The organism is Nostoc piscinale CENA21, from assembly GCF_001298445.1.
GTDB lineage: Bacteria > Cyanobacteriota > Cyanobacteriia > Cyanobacteriales > Nostocaceae > Nostoc_B > Nostoc_B piscinale_A.
Window position 1 is genome coordinate 3928122 of sequence record NZ_CP012036.1, and the last position, 15372, is coordinate 3943493.

At 42.4% G+C, this 15372-nt stretch carries 10 protein-coding genes; 3 read left to right on the forward strand and 7 right to left on the reverse strand.

Features of this window, described 5'->3' with window-relative positions:
• Positions 1-41: 41 nt before the first annotated feature.
• The 6 genes from ACX27_RS17030 to sbcC form a co-directional block, all read right to left on the reverse strand.
• The gene (locus ACX27_RS17030; RefSeq protein ID WP_062294608.1) at positions 42-1034 is read right to left on the reverse strand and encodes a transaldolase; all 993 of its coding nucleotides are present in this window, start codon (positions 1032-1034) and stop codon (positions 42-44) included.
• A 149-nt stretch (positions 1035-1183) separates the two neighbouring features.
• The gene (gene pyk, locus ACX27_RS17035) at positions 1184-2614 is read right to left on the reverse strand and encodes a pyruvate kinase (protein ID WP_062294610.1); all 1431 of its coding nucleotides are present in this window, start codon (positions 2612-2614) and stop codon (positions 1184-1186) included.
• A 181-nt stretch (positions 2615-2795) separates the two neighbouring features.
• Positions 2796-3833, reverse strand: coding sequence for a type I glyceraldehyde-3-phosphate dehydrogenase (gap, locus tag ACX27_RS17040; protein WP_062294612.1), 1038 nt, complete (start codon positions 3831-3833; stop codon positions 2796-2798).
• Between the two features lie 200 nt (positions 3834-4033).
• Positions 4034-6415, reverse strand: a complete 2382-nt coding sequence (locus ACX27_RS17045; RefSeq protein ID WP_062294613.1) for a phosphoketolase family protein — start codon at positions 6413-6415, stop codon at positions 4034-4036.
• 511 nt (positions 6416-6926) lie between these two features.
• Positions 6927-8375: a hypothetical protein gene (locus ACX27_RS31790; protein WP_144427477.1), complete on the reverse strand. Its 1449-nt coding sequence runs from the start codon at positions 8373-8375 to the stop codon at positions 6927-6929.
• Between the two features lie 221 nt (positions 8376-8596).
• A complete protein-coding gene (gene sbcC / locus ACX27_RS17055) occupies positions 8597-11623 on the reverse strand; it encodes an exonuclease subunit SbcC (RefSeq protein ID WP_062294618.1) in 3027 nt (1008 codons plus the stop codon).
• Positions 11624-11904: 281 nt separating this feature from the next.
• Between sbcC and ACX27_RS34920 the strand changes: the two genes are divergently transcribed.
• Positions 11905-12039 (forward strand): hypothetical protein, encoded by a 135-nt coding sequence (locus ACX27_RS34920; protein ID WP_256364345.1) that lies wholly within the window; start codon positions 11905-11907, stop codon positions 12037-12039.
• Between the two features lie 396 nt (positions 12040-12435).
• Here ACX27_RS34920 and ACX27_RS17065 read toward each other — a convergent pair whose 3' ends face one another.
• Positions 12436-13083, reverse strand: a complete 648-nt coding sequence (locus ACX27_RS17065) for a class I SAM-dependent methyltransferase (protein WP_062294622.1) — start codon at positions 13081-13083, stop codon at positions 12436-12438.
• Positions 13084-13451: 368 nt separating this feature from the next.
• Between ACX27_RS17065 and ACX27_RS17070 the strand changes: the two genes are divergently transcribed.
• Entirely contained in the window at positions 13452-14156 is a 705-nt protein-coding gene (locus ACX27_RS17070; RefSeq protein ID WP_062294624.1) for a hypothetical protein, read from the forward strand.
• 517 nt (positions 14157-14673) lie between these two features.
• A complete protein-coding gene (locus ACX27_RS17075) occupies positions 14674-15282 on the forward strand; it encodes an Npun_F0296 family exosortase-dependent surface protein (RefSeq protein WP_235526249.1) in 609 nt (202 codons plus the stop codon).
• Positions 15283-15372 lie beyond the last annotated feature (90 nt).

Sequence of the window (15372 nt, forward strand, 5' to 3'; positions counted from 1 at the left end):
TCTAGCAACCCAACAAAATTAATTCAATAGACTACTCGTGGCTAGACGGCTACTTCTAAGCTAGATAGTCTGTCTGCCAATAGTTTTTCTAGGTCTTCTAAGGCTTTGGTAAATCCTTTGATACCTTCGTCTAATTTGTCGTAAGCCATTTGGTCTTCGGCGTGCATTTTGTCGAAGGTGGCTTTGTCGATGGAGATTTTGGCAATGTCCATGCTGGCTGCTTTAGCAGGGTCGAGTTTGCGGGGTAGTTCGCCAATGGTGGCTTGCAATTCGCCTAACAAAGAGGGAGAGATGGTGAGTAAGTCGCAACCAGCTAACTCAGTAATTTCGCCCACATTGCGGAAGCTTGCACCCATAACTTCGGTTTTATGACCGAACTTCTTATAGTAGTTATAAATTGTGGTAACAGATACTACGCCTGGATCTTCAGCAGATGGGTAGCTGTCGCGTCCAGTTGATTTTTTATACCAGTCCAGAATCCGACCAACGAAGGGGGAAATTAAGGTAACACCTGCTTCAGCACAAGCGATCGCTTGATGCAAACCAAACAATAGAGTTAAGTTACAGTGAATGCCTTCTTTTTCCAGAATTTCGGCGGCGCGAATACCTTCCCAGGTACTAGCAATTTTAATCAAAATTCTTTCGGGGCCAATGCCAGCAGCTTTATACTGAGCAATGATTTCTCTACCTTTAGCGACTGTCGCTTCTGTATCGTAAGATAAACGGGCATCAACTTCTGTAGAAACCCGACCAGGAATAATTTGCAGAATCTTCAAACCAAAGGACACAGCCAAGCGGTCAAAAGCTAAAGAAACAATTTGAGCTTTGCTTGCACCTGCACCTGCATCTTTTTTAGCTTGCAGTAAAGTCTGATCAACAATATCCTGATACTCTGGCATTTGTGCCGCAGCAGTAATCAGGGAAGGGTTGGTGGTCGCGTCTCTCGGTGTAAATTTTTCAATGGCTTTAATATCGCCAGTATCAGCAACTACTACTGTAACTTCGCGCAACTGTTCTAGTAAATTTTTAGACATAATCAACTCCGCGATGGTGATTTGTGTAGGATTTACCTAATTCCCCTATGTGTTTACACTCTCTACGGTCGCTAAAATTCTGATTTTGGCAATCTTTCTTAATGCTTGCTTGTTTCACTGAGCGAAGCCTCAGCCTTATTCTAGGTGCGTCAAGCTAGAATTGGCTGTCCAATAGAATGCACTTTGATTAAACTAGTTGTGCCTGATTTACCAATTGGAACGCCGGAGGTAATTACCACTTTATCGCCTTCATTGACTAAACCCGTGTCTGCAACTGTGTTGACGACGTTGATAAACATTTCCTCCGCATTGTGAACTGGCGGAATGAATATAGGTTCAATTCCCCAAGAAAGTGCTAATTGGCGGTAGGAGTTTTCATCAGGAGTGAGGGCAATAATCGGCGCGGAAGGGCGGTATTTTGACACTAATTTGGCTGTACTGCCAGATGTGGTATTACACAGAATTGCCTTTGCGCCTGTTTCATAAGCGATGCGACATACTGCTTCAGCCACCGATTCGGTAACACTGAGACTACCTGCTTCGTGACACCAGGAATGTTTACCACCTTCTTGCAAAGCTTGTTCTGTGCGTAGGGCGATGTTGTGCATGGTTTGTACCGCCGCTACAGGATATTGACCGACGGCTGTTTCTCCAGAAAGCATGACGGCATCAGTACCATCCAAAATGGAGTTAGCAACGTCGGTGGCTTCGGCGCGGGTGGGGTCTGGTGAACTAATCATTGACTCCAACATTTGGGTAGCAGTAATCACGGGTTTACCAGCCTGATTACAACGGCGAATAATATCCTTTTGAATCAGGGGGACTTCGTGAATGGGAACTTCTACCCCCAAATCGCCACGGGCAATCATAATGCCGTCAGCAACTTGTAAGATGGAGTCGAAACGCTCAACTGCTTCTGGTCTTTCGATTTTGGCAATTAAACGAATTGCAGCCCCAGCAGCTTCGATCATCCGTTGGGCAGGTTCTAAATCTTGGGGCGATCGCACAAAGGAAACCGCCGCAAAATCTACCCCCAACTGAATGCCAAAGCGCAAATCCATCAAGTCTTTTTCGGTGATTGAACTTACGGGTAATGGTGTTTCTGGCAAATTAACACCCTTGTGAGTGGAAATTAAACCGCCAATTTTCACCAACGCCCGAATTTTATCGGCATCGCGATCGGTGACAATTAATTTGACGCGTCCATCGTTAATTAAAATTGGTTCCCCAGGTCTAACCATTGCGAACAAAGTCGGCAATGGTAAAGGCAGTTCGTCGATACTATTGCCTTTATCCTGCAAAACAAATGTGACTTCTTCCCCAGCTTCGACATTTAGTCCTTCTGGTGGTAAAACTCCTAAACGAATTTTCGGGCCACAAAGGTCTTGCATAATTGCCACTGGCTTTTGGCGATCGGCACTAATCTGCCGTAAATACTTAGCCGTTTGTCCGTGAAATTCATGAGCGCCGTGTGAAAAGTTTAACCTCGCTACATTCATACCAGCTTCTACAAGGGCTTGTAGTTTTTCTGGTGCAGAACTAGCAGGGCCAACAGTGCAAATAATTTTGGTTCGACGCATAGGGATTAGGGTTCAGGTATATATTGCGATACAAATGCTTTGAGCAATTGCCTACTGCATCTATATCACTTGTGCTTCATATCACTCCTTTTGTATATAAAAAAGCTTTTTATTTAGTCAGAGTAGGGACTAGAGGTTAGGAAATTTACCCACTTCCAACTCCCTATTCCCTACTCCTTGATTAAACTGCTACAGTCAAAAGTTGTTCTTTCTGTGCCATCGACAACAACAGGTCTACCACTCGGTTAGAGTAGCCCCATTCGTTGTCATACCAAGAAACAACTTTGAAGAAGTTGGAGTTTAGCTCAATTCCCGCACCTGCGTCGAAAATACTGGAATGAGTATCACCCTGAAAATCTGTAGATACGACTTCTTCGTCGGTGTAGCCTAAAATTCCGGCTAATTCACCTGTTGCAGCTTCCTTCATAGCTGCACAGATTTCTTTGTAACTGGTAGCTTTTGCAGTTTTAAAGGTGAGGTCAACTACCGAAACATCAGGGGTAGGCACACGAAAAGCCATTCCGGTTAACTTACCTTTTAACTCTGGCAATACCAAAGCCACTGCTTTTGCTGCACCCGTGGATGAAGGAATAATATTTTGGGCTGCACCTCGACCACCCCGCCAGTCTTTTTTACTGGGGCCATCTACGGTGGGTTGAGTGGCAGTCATAGCATGTACTGTAGTCATCAAGCCTTCGGTTAAACCAAATTGATCATTGATGACTTTGGCAATGGGAGCCAGACAATTTGTAGTGCAGCTGGCATTGGAAACAACTAAATCTTTACTGGGATCAAATAAGTGATGATTTACACCCATCAGCAAAGTCTTAACTCTTTCTGGCTCTTTTGTAGGGGCAGAGATAACAACGCGCTTTGCACCTGCTGTCAGGTGTTTGCTTGCACCTTCATAATCAGTGAAGAGTCCAGTAGATTCCACTACATAATCTGCGCCTAATTTACCCCAAGGCAATTCCGCAGGATTCCGCACGGAAACACAAGGAACAAAATGTCCATCAATGACAATGCCATCTTCCTTGGCTTCCACCTTGCCTTTAAACTTACCGTGAGTGGAATCATATTTCAACAGGTAAGCGAGGTTATCTGGTGGTACTAAGTCGTTAATCCCCACAAACTCAATGTTGGGGTTATAAATGCCAGCCCGCAGCACCAGCCGACCAATACGACCAAATCCATTAATACCAACTTTTAACTTCGTCAAAATTCAACCTCCTAATTGAGAACAACCCAGGTCTGTTCTCCGTTTCAGCGCGGCATTTAGCTGGGTTAATTTTGGTCTGACTGAGCTGATCGTGACAGTATTAGACACCTAAACGCATTTTGTTAGATATCTTTTAAGGTTTTGGGATTTTATCAGTTATCAGTTCACTGTTTACTGATAACTGGTAACTGTTCACTGTTTTAATACGGCCATTGCCAGTTGCGGACTTCGGGCATATCTTCACCGTATTGGGAAATGTAGTGTTTGTGTTCGATCAGCTTATCTTGTAGGTGTTGTTTGACGTATGCGGCTTTGTAACCTAGTTTCGGCACGCGATCAATTACATCCATAACTAAATGATAGCGATCGAGGTCATTGAGAACCACCATATCAAAGGGTGTTGTGGTCGTGCCTTCTTCTTTGTAACCACGGACATGGAGGTTATGATGATTGGTTTGCCGATAAGTTAACCGATGAATTAACCAAGGATAGCCATGAAAGGCGAAGATAATCGGTTTATCCGTTGTGAAGATTGTATCGAAGTCTTTGGGTGTTAAACCGTGAGGATGCTCACTTTTTGGCTGTAAGGTCATCAAATCGACGACGTTGACCACCCTAACTTTTAAGTCGGGGAAGAATTGACGCAGCATATCCACAGCCGCTAAGGTTTCTAAGGTTGGTACATCCCCAGCACAAGCCATGACTACATCCGGTTCACTGCCTTGGTCGTTACTTGCCCACTCCCAAATGCCAATGCCTTTGGTGCAGTGTTTAATGGCTGCATCGATGTCAAGATACTGCAAGGCTGGTTGTTTGCCAGCAATGATGACGTTGACGTAGTTCCGGCTTCTTAAGCAGTGGTCAGTGACGGAAAGTAAGGTGTTGGCATCGGGGGGAAGATAGACGCGAATCACTTCTGATTTTTTATTGACTACATGGTCGATAAAACCAGGGTCTTGGTGAGAAAAACCGTTGTGGTCTTGCCGCCAAACATGAGAAGTGAGTAAATAATTCAGAGAGGCGATCGGTCTACGCCAGGAAATATGGCGGGTGGTTTTCAACCATTTGGCGTGCTGGTTGAACATAGAGTCAATGATGTGGATAAATGCTTCGTAGCAGGAGAAGAAGCCGTGACGACCAGTCAGGAGATAGCCTTCTAACCAACCTTGACAATTGGTTTCGCTGAGAATTTCCATTACCCGACCGTTGGGGGAGAGGTGTTCGTCTTCGGGCAGGATTTTAGACACCCATGTTCTATCGGTGACTTCAAAGATGGCATCTAAACGATTGGAGGCAGTTTCATCAGGGCCAAAAACGCGGAAATTCCGGCTGTCGAGGTTGAGTTTCATCACATCCCGGAGGAATTTGCCTGCAACTTTGGTGGCTTCTGCTTCGACTTTGCCGGGGTGGGAAATATGTACAGCGTAGTCTTGGAAGTTGGGCATTCGCAAGTCACGCAACAAGATACCGCCGTTGGCGTGGGGATTGTCGCCCATCCGCCGCAGACCTGTGGGGGCTAATTGGGCGAGTTCCGGGATGAGTTTACCGCTTGCGTCGAAGAGTTCTTCGGGTTTGTAACTCTTCATCCAGTCTTCGAGTAATTTTAAATGTTGTGGCTGTTGAGCGATCGCACCAAAGGGGACTTGATGCGATCGCCAAAAATCTTCGGTTTTCTTACCGTCAACATCTTTTGGCCCTGTCCAGCCTTTGGGGGTTCGCAAAATAATCATCGGCCAGCGCGGACGTTCTTGAAATCCATGTACGCGGGCTTCTCTTTGGATGTTTTGAATTTCGGAAATGACGGTATCTAATGTTGCCGCCATCTGTTGATGCACGTCTGCGGGTTCAGAACCTTCGACAAAGTAAGGTTTATAGCCATAACCCACAAATAAGCTTTCTAATTCTTCGTCGCTTAACCGTGACAACACTGTTGGGTTAGCAATTTTATACCCATTGAGGTGCAGAATTGGCAAAACTGCCCCGTCATTCACTGGGTTGAGAAACTTATTGGAGTGCCAACTAGTAGCTAAAGCCCCAGTTTCGGCTTCACCATCACCCACAACCGCCGCCACAATCAAATCAGGATTGTCAAAAGCTGCACCGAAGGCGTGAACTAAGGCATAACCCAATTCCCCACCTTCGTGAATTGAACCAGGGGTTTCCGGGGCGACGTGGCTGGGAATCCCACCAGGGAAGGAGAACTGTTTGAACAACTGCTTCATTCCTTCAACATCTTGGGAAATGTTGGGGTAATATTCGCTGTAAGTTCCTTCTAGGTAGGTGTTCGCTACTAAGCCAGGGCCACCATGACCAGGCCCAGCAATATAAATTATGTCCGTATCATATTTTTTGATGATGCGGTTGAGGTGGACATAAATAAAATTCAGCCCTGGTGTCGTTCCCCAATGCCCTAAAAGCCGGGGTTTAACGTGTTCGATTTTCAGGGGTTCTCTCAGCAGTGGATTATCTAGTAGATAGATTTGCCCTACTGACAAATAGTTCGCCGCCCGCCAGTAGGCATTAATTTTATGTAATTCTTCGTCTGTTAAAGGCTTTGTTTGTGGAGAGATTGCTAAAGTCATAACAAATTTCCGTAGACAACAGGATTTTGACCTTGTTTCGTAAGCTAGTGTAGTGGTCTATGCAATAACGGCCATCCTACTCATGACAAATTTTGCCCAGCGCCAATCTGGAAAAACTTGTGCTTTGTTGTTGCGATCGCTGGTGTGAAAATTTTAGTGAGTGATGAATAATTCCGGAATATCTCCTGCTTGAGAGAGTAGCAGATGTAACCAAGATAGTTCGCTAGTTTTAAGATTTTTTTAAACCATTTATGACAAATGCCAAAAATTCACTACAGAAGTTGGTTTAGAAAATACAATCTTGTTAAAGAAATATTACTGTTGATAAAAAATATTAAAGACTATAGCCTTTTCTAGTTTGTTGGATTAGGTTTTTAAGATTTTGATTTGAAAAAAATACTTTTCAAACATCCTCTTAGATGGAGAATCCTAGCTTGCTTTTAAATCACAAACATTTGCCAGAACAGCAATAATCGAGAATAAACAATCATCTGGATTCTCCATCAAATTTTTAAGGCGCTCCAATTCTGCCCTCAATAGGTAAACCTTGATTTAACCAATGTTCAGTGGCAGCTTTGTAATTAGTGCCGTAAGCTTGCTTTAAGTCGGGATATCTATCCAGGTAATACTTCACATCAAATGTAGGTGAGCCTACTCTGCCCTCAATGGGTAAACCATGATTTAACCAATGTCCGGTTGCAGCCTTGTAATTAGTGCCGTAAGCTTGCTTTAAGTCGGGATATCTATCCAGGTAATACTTCACATCAAATACAGGTGAACCTACTCTGCCCTCATTAGGGAAACCTTGGATTAACCAATGTTCCGTTGCGGCTTGGTAATTAGTGCCGTAAGCTTGCTTTAAGTCGGGATATCTATCCAGGTAATACTTCACATCAAAGACAATAGAGCCTACTTTGCCGTCATTAGGTAAACCTTGATTACACCAGTGTTCAGCCGCATTTGTGTAATTTGAGCCATAAACTTGTTGTAATTCGGGATATCTTCCCAGGTAATACTTCACATCAAATGCAGATGAACCTTCTCTACCTTCATTAGGTAAACCTTGATTTAACCAATGTTCCGTTGCGGCTTGGTAATTAGTACCAAAAGCTTGTTTTAAGTCAGGATTGCGATTCAAATAAAAATCAGGATCAAAAATCGGGTTTCCACTCAGATTGCAAGAAGATGATGGTGGTGATGTAATAGATGCGATGACAGAGGCATTGTTAGCATTACCTATAGTTCCTCCTCTATCACAGTCAGAAGTATAAACATAACGAGTAGCCACATAACCGGAAGGTGGTGTCAAACCACATATTGTTAACCCTGTAACGGGAGTTTCGATAATACTAGCGTTGTCAGATGTACTTGTCGTTTGTTGCTGACGGCATTCCAGCACATAAGTATAACGAACAGCCACATAACCAGTCGGGGGTGTGAAGCCACATATCGTTAATCTTGATGAGGGAGTTCGGATGGTAGCAGCATTTTGTGAAGTACCTGTACTTAATCCTGTACGACATCCTGACGCATAAATATAATTAACAGCCACATAACCAGTCGGGGGTGTAAAGCCGCATATCGTTAATCCTGATGAGGGAGTTCGGATAATAGCAGCATTTTGTGAAGTACCTGAAAGTCCGTTTTGACGGCATTCCGACGTATAAGTATAGTTAACAGCCACATAACCAGTCGGGGGTGTGAAGCCGCATATCGTTAATCCTGATGAGGGAGTTCGGATGATAACAGCATTTGGCGAAGTATCTATAGTCCCTCCTGTACGGCATTCAGGTAAATAACGATAACCAACAGCCACATAACCAGGCGGAGGTGTGAAGCCACATATAGTCCTTAGAGACTGTGCTGTGGTTACTTCTGGATAGACAAAGGATGAAAGGGCAAAAGCTAATGCAGTTCCAACATTAGTCAAAAGTAGTGCTGCTAAGGAGGTTTTTGACACTGTATTGCTCCAAAATCATGAATAAGGTGCAACCTGTTAATTGATAAATGTCAATAACAGTACATCCCCATTCAGTCATTTCACTAGTTTTGCTATGTTTTATGCTAAATTTCGCTACTGAAATTACCAACTACAGCGCCAGATTCAAATTATTTTGGAGCAATCCATTTGTATACGTCGAAATTAGAACCGCGAGAAAAACGCGAAATATCTTGTTTCTACTACACCGACAACCTTACCTGTGAACCTTGTTGAGTTTTATGCACTTCAATTCTGGCTTGAAAGGCTTCTTTGAGGTGGGGCATGTGGGTAACGGTGAGGATACAGGCAAAATCTGAGGCGATCGCATTTATGGCTGCAATTAGGCGATCGCATCCTTCGGCATCTTGTGTACCAAAGCCTTCGTCAATAATTAACAGTTGCAATGCCGCCCCCGCCCTTTGTGCTAATAATTTCGCCATTGCTAACCGAATGGCAAAGTTAATTCTAAAGGCTTCCCCGCCAGAGTAAGTCTCATAAGCGCGGGTTCCTTTGGCATCGGCAATTAAAATATCTAAGGTATCAATCAACTTGGCATTCTTCTTAGTAGATTTGCCGCTTCTGCCTGCTTTTTGAGTAACAAACTGCACATGCAACTGATTGGCGCTCAACCGCGCTAGTAATTGATTTGTCTCTGCTTCCAGTTGGGGCAGCACATTTTCAATCATCAATGCTTGGATACCATTTTTACCAAATGCTAAAGCTAACTCGTGGTAAACACGGTACTGCTTTTTACAAGCTTGCAGTTGTTGTTGTTGTTCTTCGTACTGCACTTGCAAAGTTTCTAGTTGCAGCGCGAGTTGTTCTAAACGCCCCAATTTGGCAATTTGTTCATCGAGTTGTCTTCTGCGGATGGCTAATTGCTGTTCTAAAGCTTGAATTTGCTCAATCGGGTTGGCAGACTGGGCTAATTGTTGGACAATTTCATCAATTTGGCTGGCGAGTTGTTGTCGTTCATTCAACCGCGTAGTTTTCGCCGCTTCTAGTTCTTGTAATCTGCCTTGTAATTGGGGATACTGCTGTTGGGCTGAGAGTAATTGTTGATAGCGTAGTTGCCAACCTTGACTTTGGCGGACGGCTTGACGTAGGTTATTGTGTTGCTCTGCACTATAACCAATTTCCGTAATTTGACGCTCCAGGGCGGTGATTTGTTGGGCGCATTCAGAATCAGTTTGTTCTTGCTGAATTCTGGTTTGTAATTGGGCGATAGTTGCTTGTAATTCTGGTTTGCGGGCGGCTAGTTGGGTTTGGCGTTTGAGTGCGTCTTTAATTTGCCCTTGTTTAATTTCTGCCCAGCGCCATCTTTCGACTTCACTCCGCGCTAAGACATGATCTTGCTCATTGTAATTTAATTGTTGCAGATATTCGTCTAATTTTCTGAGTTCTTGCTGTTTATCGTGGGCATAATCACCAACTTGGAGCGATCGCTCTAAATGTTCTCTTTCCTGCGCCAGTTGTTGTAACTGTTCTTCTGCATCGCTGGTTGATTCTAGTTGGGCGGCTAATTGTCCGCGTTGTTCTCGCAAAGAGTCATAAGGTGACAATTTTTGAGAAATTGCCCGGTATTCTTGCCGCAAAGCCTGAATTTCTCTGTCTGTACAAGCTAGTTGCTCACGGAATACCCAAAGTTGCTCCTCAGTTTCCTTGTACTCTGATTTAGTTTTATCAGCAACCCGATTCCAATGATGCTCATCTAAGGGACGTTCACACAATGGGCAAATTGCATCGGGGTTGCGGAGCATTTGTAATTTTTGGTCTAATTCGCCTAATAACCGCTCATATTCTCGTTGCTGTCCTTGCAGTCGCTCAATAAAGTGCCTTCTTTCTTGCCCTTTTTCTTGAACTCGTTGCAAATAAACCCGCTCTTTTTCCATTTGTTCAATTTGCATCGCCACCGCCATGACAGCTTGTTGCAATTCCGGGTGGCGTTGGGAGGCGCGTTGCAGTTGATTTTCCGTAGCTTGGATTTGTTCTAATCTGGCGACTAAACTGGCTTGGATTCTATCTAAATAAGTTTGCAAACTTTGACGCTGTTGTAACAATGGCGAAACCTGCATTTGTAATTCATCCAACTGCACCACCCGACGACGGGCGGCGTTGAGTTGTCCTAATGCGGCTTCGACTTCGCCTGATTTACTCAGGGTGTGCTGAATTTCCTGTTCTTGTTGTGCTAAGGCTTCCAGTTGGGCTTGGACTTGTTGGAGTTGTCTTTCAATTTCGTGAATTTGCTGAGTTAATTGCTGCTGCTTTTGTTGGCGGAGGGTTGTGGCGCGGGTGTGTTGTTCAAATTTAGCTGCAAAAGCTTCTTCTTGAGATTGGAGACTTTGATAATGGGCGTAACCGTTTTTAATTTCTGCTTCTTGATTTAAGATGGCGGCTAACTCCGCCAGTTGGGTTTTAACCGATGATTGTTCTTGGTGGAGGCGATCGCAATCTTGGGTTAAATTCTGATATTGTTGCCTCACAAAGCTCAGTTGTTGTTCCCAATTTTGTCGCTGATGTTGGACAACTTGCAAACTTTGTAATTGAATATTCTCAAAAGCTTGTACTTGTTGTAGCTGATTCAGTTCGGCTTCTAATTCTACTCGTTGCGCTTCTGTAAATTCTCGCTGTTGCAGTTGAACTTTAATCGCTTCCAAAGAACGCTCTAATTCTTCCGCCCTGGCTTTATATTGTCTGGAAGATTCTTTCGCCCGTTCTTCCAAATCATCATACTGCGTGAGTTTTAACAACTCTGCCAAAATTTCCTTACGTTCTGTCGGGCGCTTCAGCATAAACTCATCCGCACGACCTTGACGCAAGTAAGCAGAATTAATAAAAGTATCGTAGTCCAGTTTAATATGTTCTAAAATCAAATCCTGAGTCGCCCGTACTCCTTTACCCGTCAGAGGACGAAACCCAGCAGGCGTTTCTATTTGAAATTCTAAAACACCAGTTGCACCTCTGATTCTGGTGCGAATGACGCGATAAATTTGCTGATTAATTTGAAAGGTAAAATCAACGCGGACTTCTTTTGCCCCAGCGTGAATAACATCATCTTCAACAGAAGCACGACTTTCACCCCAAATTGCCCATGTAATCGCCTCAAGCAGAGACGATTTACCCGCACCATTAGAACCAGAAATACAAGCCGTATGCAAACCACGAAAATCTAAAGTAGCATCACGGTAACTAAGGAAGTTTTTGAGGATAAGTTGTACTGGAATCATTGAGGCAATAGCGCCACATCTAGGTTTTAATCAACAAGCAGTACAGATGCACTCTAGATAGTTTAGCTAGGTGAATATCAGTATTCTAGTCCTTAAGTCCGTAATTTTACGAAAATTAACAATATGATGAGCAAGTTTTTCCCATCTGGCAAATTATGTTGCTCAGATTCGGAGAAAAATTCAACTTCATTTTATAATCCCTGAAAAATTTTCGTCGGAGTAGCAATCTGCTTAGGAGTTTTGGGCTTAATAAGTAGAGAAGTTTCAGTGGTGTATTAATCGTGACTAACTCTCAAAAAATAACTTTGCAATCTAGTCCGCCTCCTAGCCAAAACAATCCCGTATTGGATAATTTGGTTGCTTTGCAAAGAAAAATGAGTGAATTTATCAAAGATTTTGCTGAAATCCGTAGATAGTTATTCAAAAAAGTTGCATTTAGAATAATTGCTTCTTTAGTTTTGCCGTGGGTAATTGGCTTGCTTTTAAGTCTTTTAAGTCTGTTGCTAACTAGTTTGATAAAGTAGTCAACATGAAAATCATATTTCTTGCTTGGAAATTTACTTTAGTTCTTATCGGTATTCCAGTTGTTTTATGTGTGAGCTTTTTGGTTTATGAAAAGCTCCCATCTCAACATTACCAAAAGTATAAAAATGAGGCTCTGATACCAATTTCCTGGAAATCTGAAACAAAAGTAGTGGCGTGTCAAGCCTAAAATAGGGTGTGTTAGGCGCTCGTATATAGTTGTTGTGATGAATGAGCTACACAATCTGCGCTTAACACACTCCATTAGAGCGACACAGTTAAAATAGTACTTAGCTCTTCAAATTTCGCAGTAGTAATTGACAACCACATAAAAACGGGTTGGGATTTTCGATGCGCTCATCTTGAAGCACCTCAATCGGTAGCTGGCTGTGATAAATTAACTCGTCGTAATCCATCAACGCATTCCACTTAATCTTGCCTGTAGGAAAACCTAATTCTAAAGCGGCATCATAGATTAATTCCTGCCATTTCTCAATCTCTGGATCTCGTGATTTACAATAATCGAGAATGGCGATTAACGCACCAGGTTTTGTTACACGTAAAATCTCACTCAAAGCGCGTACAGGATCAGCCACAACACATAGAGTAAAGCCAGATGCAGCAGCATCAAAGCTATTATCGGAAAAATCCAAATTTAGCAAATCAGCTACTTTAAAAGTGATATCTGCGGCGACAGTTTTTTTCTGAGCTTCATTTATCATTTTCTCAGATAAATCGACACCCACAACACTCACGCTTTGGGGATAAGCCGGAAGATTTAATCCTGTGCCTACAGCAGCATCCAGCGCAGTTTGTCCAGGTTGAAGTTGTAGGGAATCAATCAGTGGTTGGCGCTCAATATGCCAGTAGCGCAGCATAATCTGTTCATAATCTACTGCACCGTGATTGTAGGCATCAATTATTTTGACTACTTGCATAAACTTACTCATTAATATATAAATAAATACCTTGTTGTAACTATTTATGCAATACTTTGACAATATATAATTATCAAATTTTGTATACTATATAACTGTGTAAAGACTTTTATTTTTAGATATAAAATGTAAAACAAAATTATGATGGAACAAATTTAATAAATTTGCGTCAATTAGATGTATCAAAATCTTGATTGAGTAACGTATTTCAACAGTGTAAAATTGGGTGGAACAATAGCAAATACTCCTCGTCATGCAATCAATCTTACCTACGGAATATGCCGAGAGATAGTTCCACGATTAGTCAGAAACAATCACAGTAACACCTCGTCATTACACAGGTCACACACATAAGCGTAAATTTTGTTATGATACACCTTTATCGGCTTAAATCTGGAACTGCTGCATTCATGGCAATTGCCTTAACTACAGGTGCGATCGCTCCGATGATTGCATTAGCTCCCGCCCAAGCGCAATATAATCTTGGGCAGTCACGCTCAACTACAATTCCTGCTAATGTAACTTTGCCTGTGACTTACGAAAAAGAAAAAATCGTTATCACCCCAGGCGAAAGTATGTCCATCAAGCTGAGAATAGCTAACGACATCATCGATAGAAATAGAAATGTCTTAATCCCCGCTAGAACTGAAGTAGTTGGTAGATTAGAACCTGTCGATTTATATGGCAGAAGTTCCTCCAGCAACAGTAATAACGACAATCGCAAAGGCGTGAGATTTGTTGCTTCTGAACTAGTCTTTCCTTCTGGTCGCAGATTACCAATTAACGCGAATTCTCGGACAATTACCGAAACCGAAAGAATCAGCAAAGGTGCTAATACTGGACAAATTTTAACCGATGCGGCTATTGGTGCAGGTGCGGCTACTGTCATTTCACTACTCACAGGTAACAGAAGGATTGAAGTATTAGAACCTGTGGCTGGTGGTGCGGTTGGTGCTGCCGCCAGTGTGCTGTTGCGGAAAAACCAAGCTGATGTGTTTGTTCTCAGACCAGAAGAAGATTTAGACATCACACTGACAAGTAATTTAGTTATTTCCCGGAATAATACTTATTAACTAAAATTCAGTCGTGAATTTAATCATGCTATCAGCGATCGCCTGTGTCAATGTCTGGGCGATCGCTTCATTTTTATAGATACAAAAATTAATATTTCTGAAACATTTTTTATTTCTATATCGTCTTACTTAACATTCAAGCCACAGGCTAAATATTTGCTGGCTAATAACCTATAAAATTCGCTTCACTTATTCTTTAGAAGAAATTTAGTGGATGTACGGTATCAGTTCTTAGTAAAAAAAACCAAGATTAAATTATTAAGCACCCAAATAAATTTGTATCTTCCGTCCTACTCTGACAAATAAAATTCACTAACAGGAATTAAATAGTCATCTTTCTATCTCCTGCATAGGTGCAATCATCAAACCATTTGTAATCGACTGGTTTGAAATTAATCATCATTGCTAATTTACACCAATCCTTCAAGGTTTTTTACTATGCTAAAAAAATTTATCTCTTGCTTTACTAGGAACAACTGTAATTGTAGCGAGTGCTAACCCAGCTAGTGCCGTAACTATGGTTGTCAGTGGCGGTATATTCTCTAGCTACTCTGATGCTAAAACTGTCACCTTTGATGATGGGACAGCAAATGATCCAAATGGATTTGCTACTTACTCTAATGTGACTACTAACATTGTTCAAGGTAGTGTTAGTGGTCAATATGCCTCACCTTATCAAGATACCACCAAGTTCTTGACAATTGCGCCATCAGGTAGTGGTGTTGCAGGTGATAGTGGTTTTGTGAGTATTGCTTTTAAAGAAGCTGTTGATTACTTCGGTTTTTATGCAGGCTCCTTGGATAGTTACAACTATATTGACATCTATAGCGGTGATCAGTTGTTAAAGAGTTTTAGTGGCTCAGATGTACCAGGTGCTGTAGCTGATGGTAGTTGGACTAGTGGTCAAGCTAATCTATTTGTCAATCTTGTAGGTGATGCAGGGGAAAAATTTGATCGAGTTGTGATGCGCTCAAATGGTATTGCCTTTGAAACAGATAACCACGCCTATAGATTAGCGAAGAGTGTTCCAGAACCCAGTGCAATGTTAGGTGTATTGGCCATCGGAGCTTTTGGAACTACTTCACTCTTAAAACGTCAACAAAAGAAAGTAGCTGTGCAAGGATAAATTTCCTTTCCAGTTTAATTTTGATAACTGCTATGTGAACAAACTCGCATAGCAGTTTTTTCATGGTGATTTTATGTTGCTATGAGATTA

Excerpts from the sequence above, each read along its gene's own strand:
- ACX27_RS17065 (WP_062294622.1), bottom strand. The coding sequence starts at position 13,083 with ATGCAAGTAGTCAAAATAATTGATGCCTACAATCACGGTGCAGTAGAT.
- ACX27_RS17070 (WP_062294624.1), top strand. The coding sequence starts at position 13,452 with ATGATACACCTTTATCGGCTTAAATCTGGAACTGCTGCATTCATGGCA.
- ACX27_RS17030 (WP_062294608.1), bottom strand. The coding sequence starts at position 1,034 with ATGTCTAAAAATTTACTAGAACAGTTGCGCGAAGTTACAGTAGTAGTT.
- pyk (WP_062294610.1), bottom strand. The coding sequence starts at position 2,614 with ATGCGTCGAACCAAAATTATTTGCACTGTTGGCCCTGCTAGTTCTGCA.
- ACX27_RS17075 (WP_235526249.1), top strand. The coding sequence starts at position 14,674 with ATGGTTGTCAGTGGCGGTATATTCTCTAGCTACTCTGATGCTAAAACT.
- sbcC (WP_062294618.1), bottom strand. The coding sequence starts at position 11,623 with ATGATTCCAGTACAACTTATCCTCAAAAACTTCCTTAGTTACCGTGAT.
- ACX27_RS17045 (WP_062294613.1), bottom strand. The coding sequence starts at position 6,415 with ATGACTTTAGCAATCTCTCCACAAACAAAGCCTTTAACAGACGAAGAA.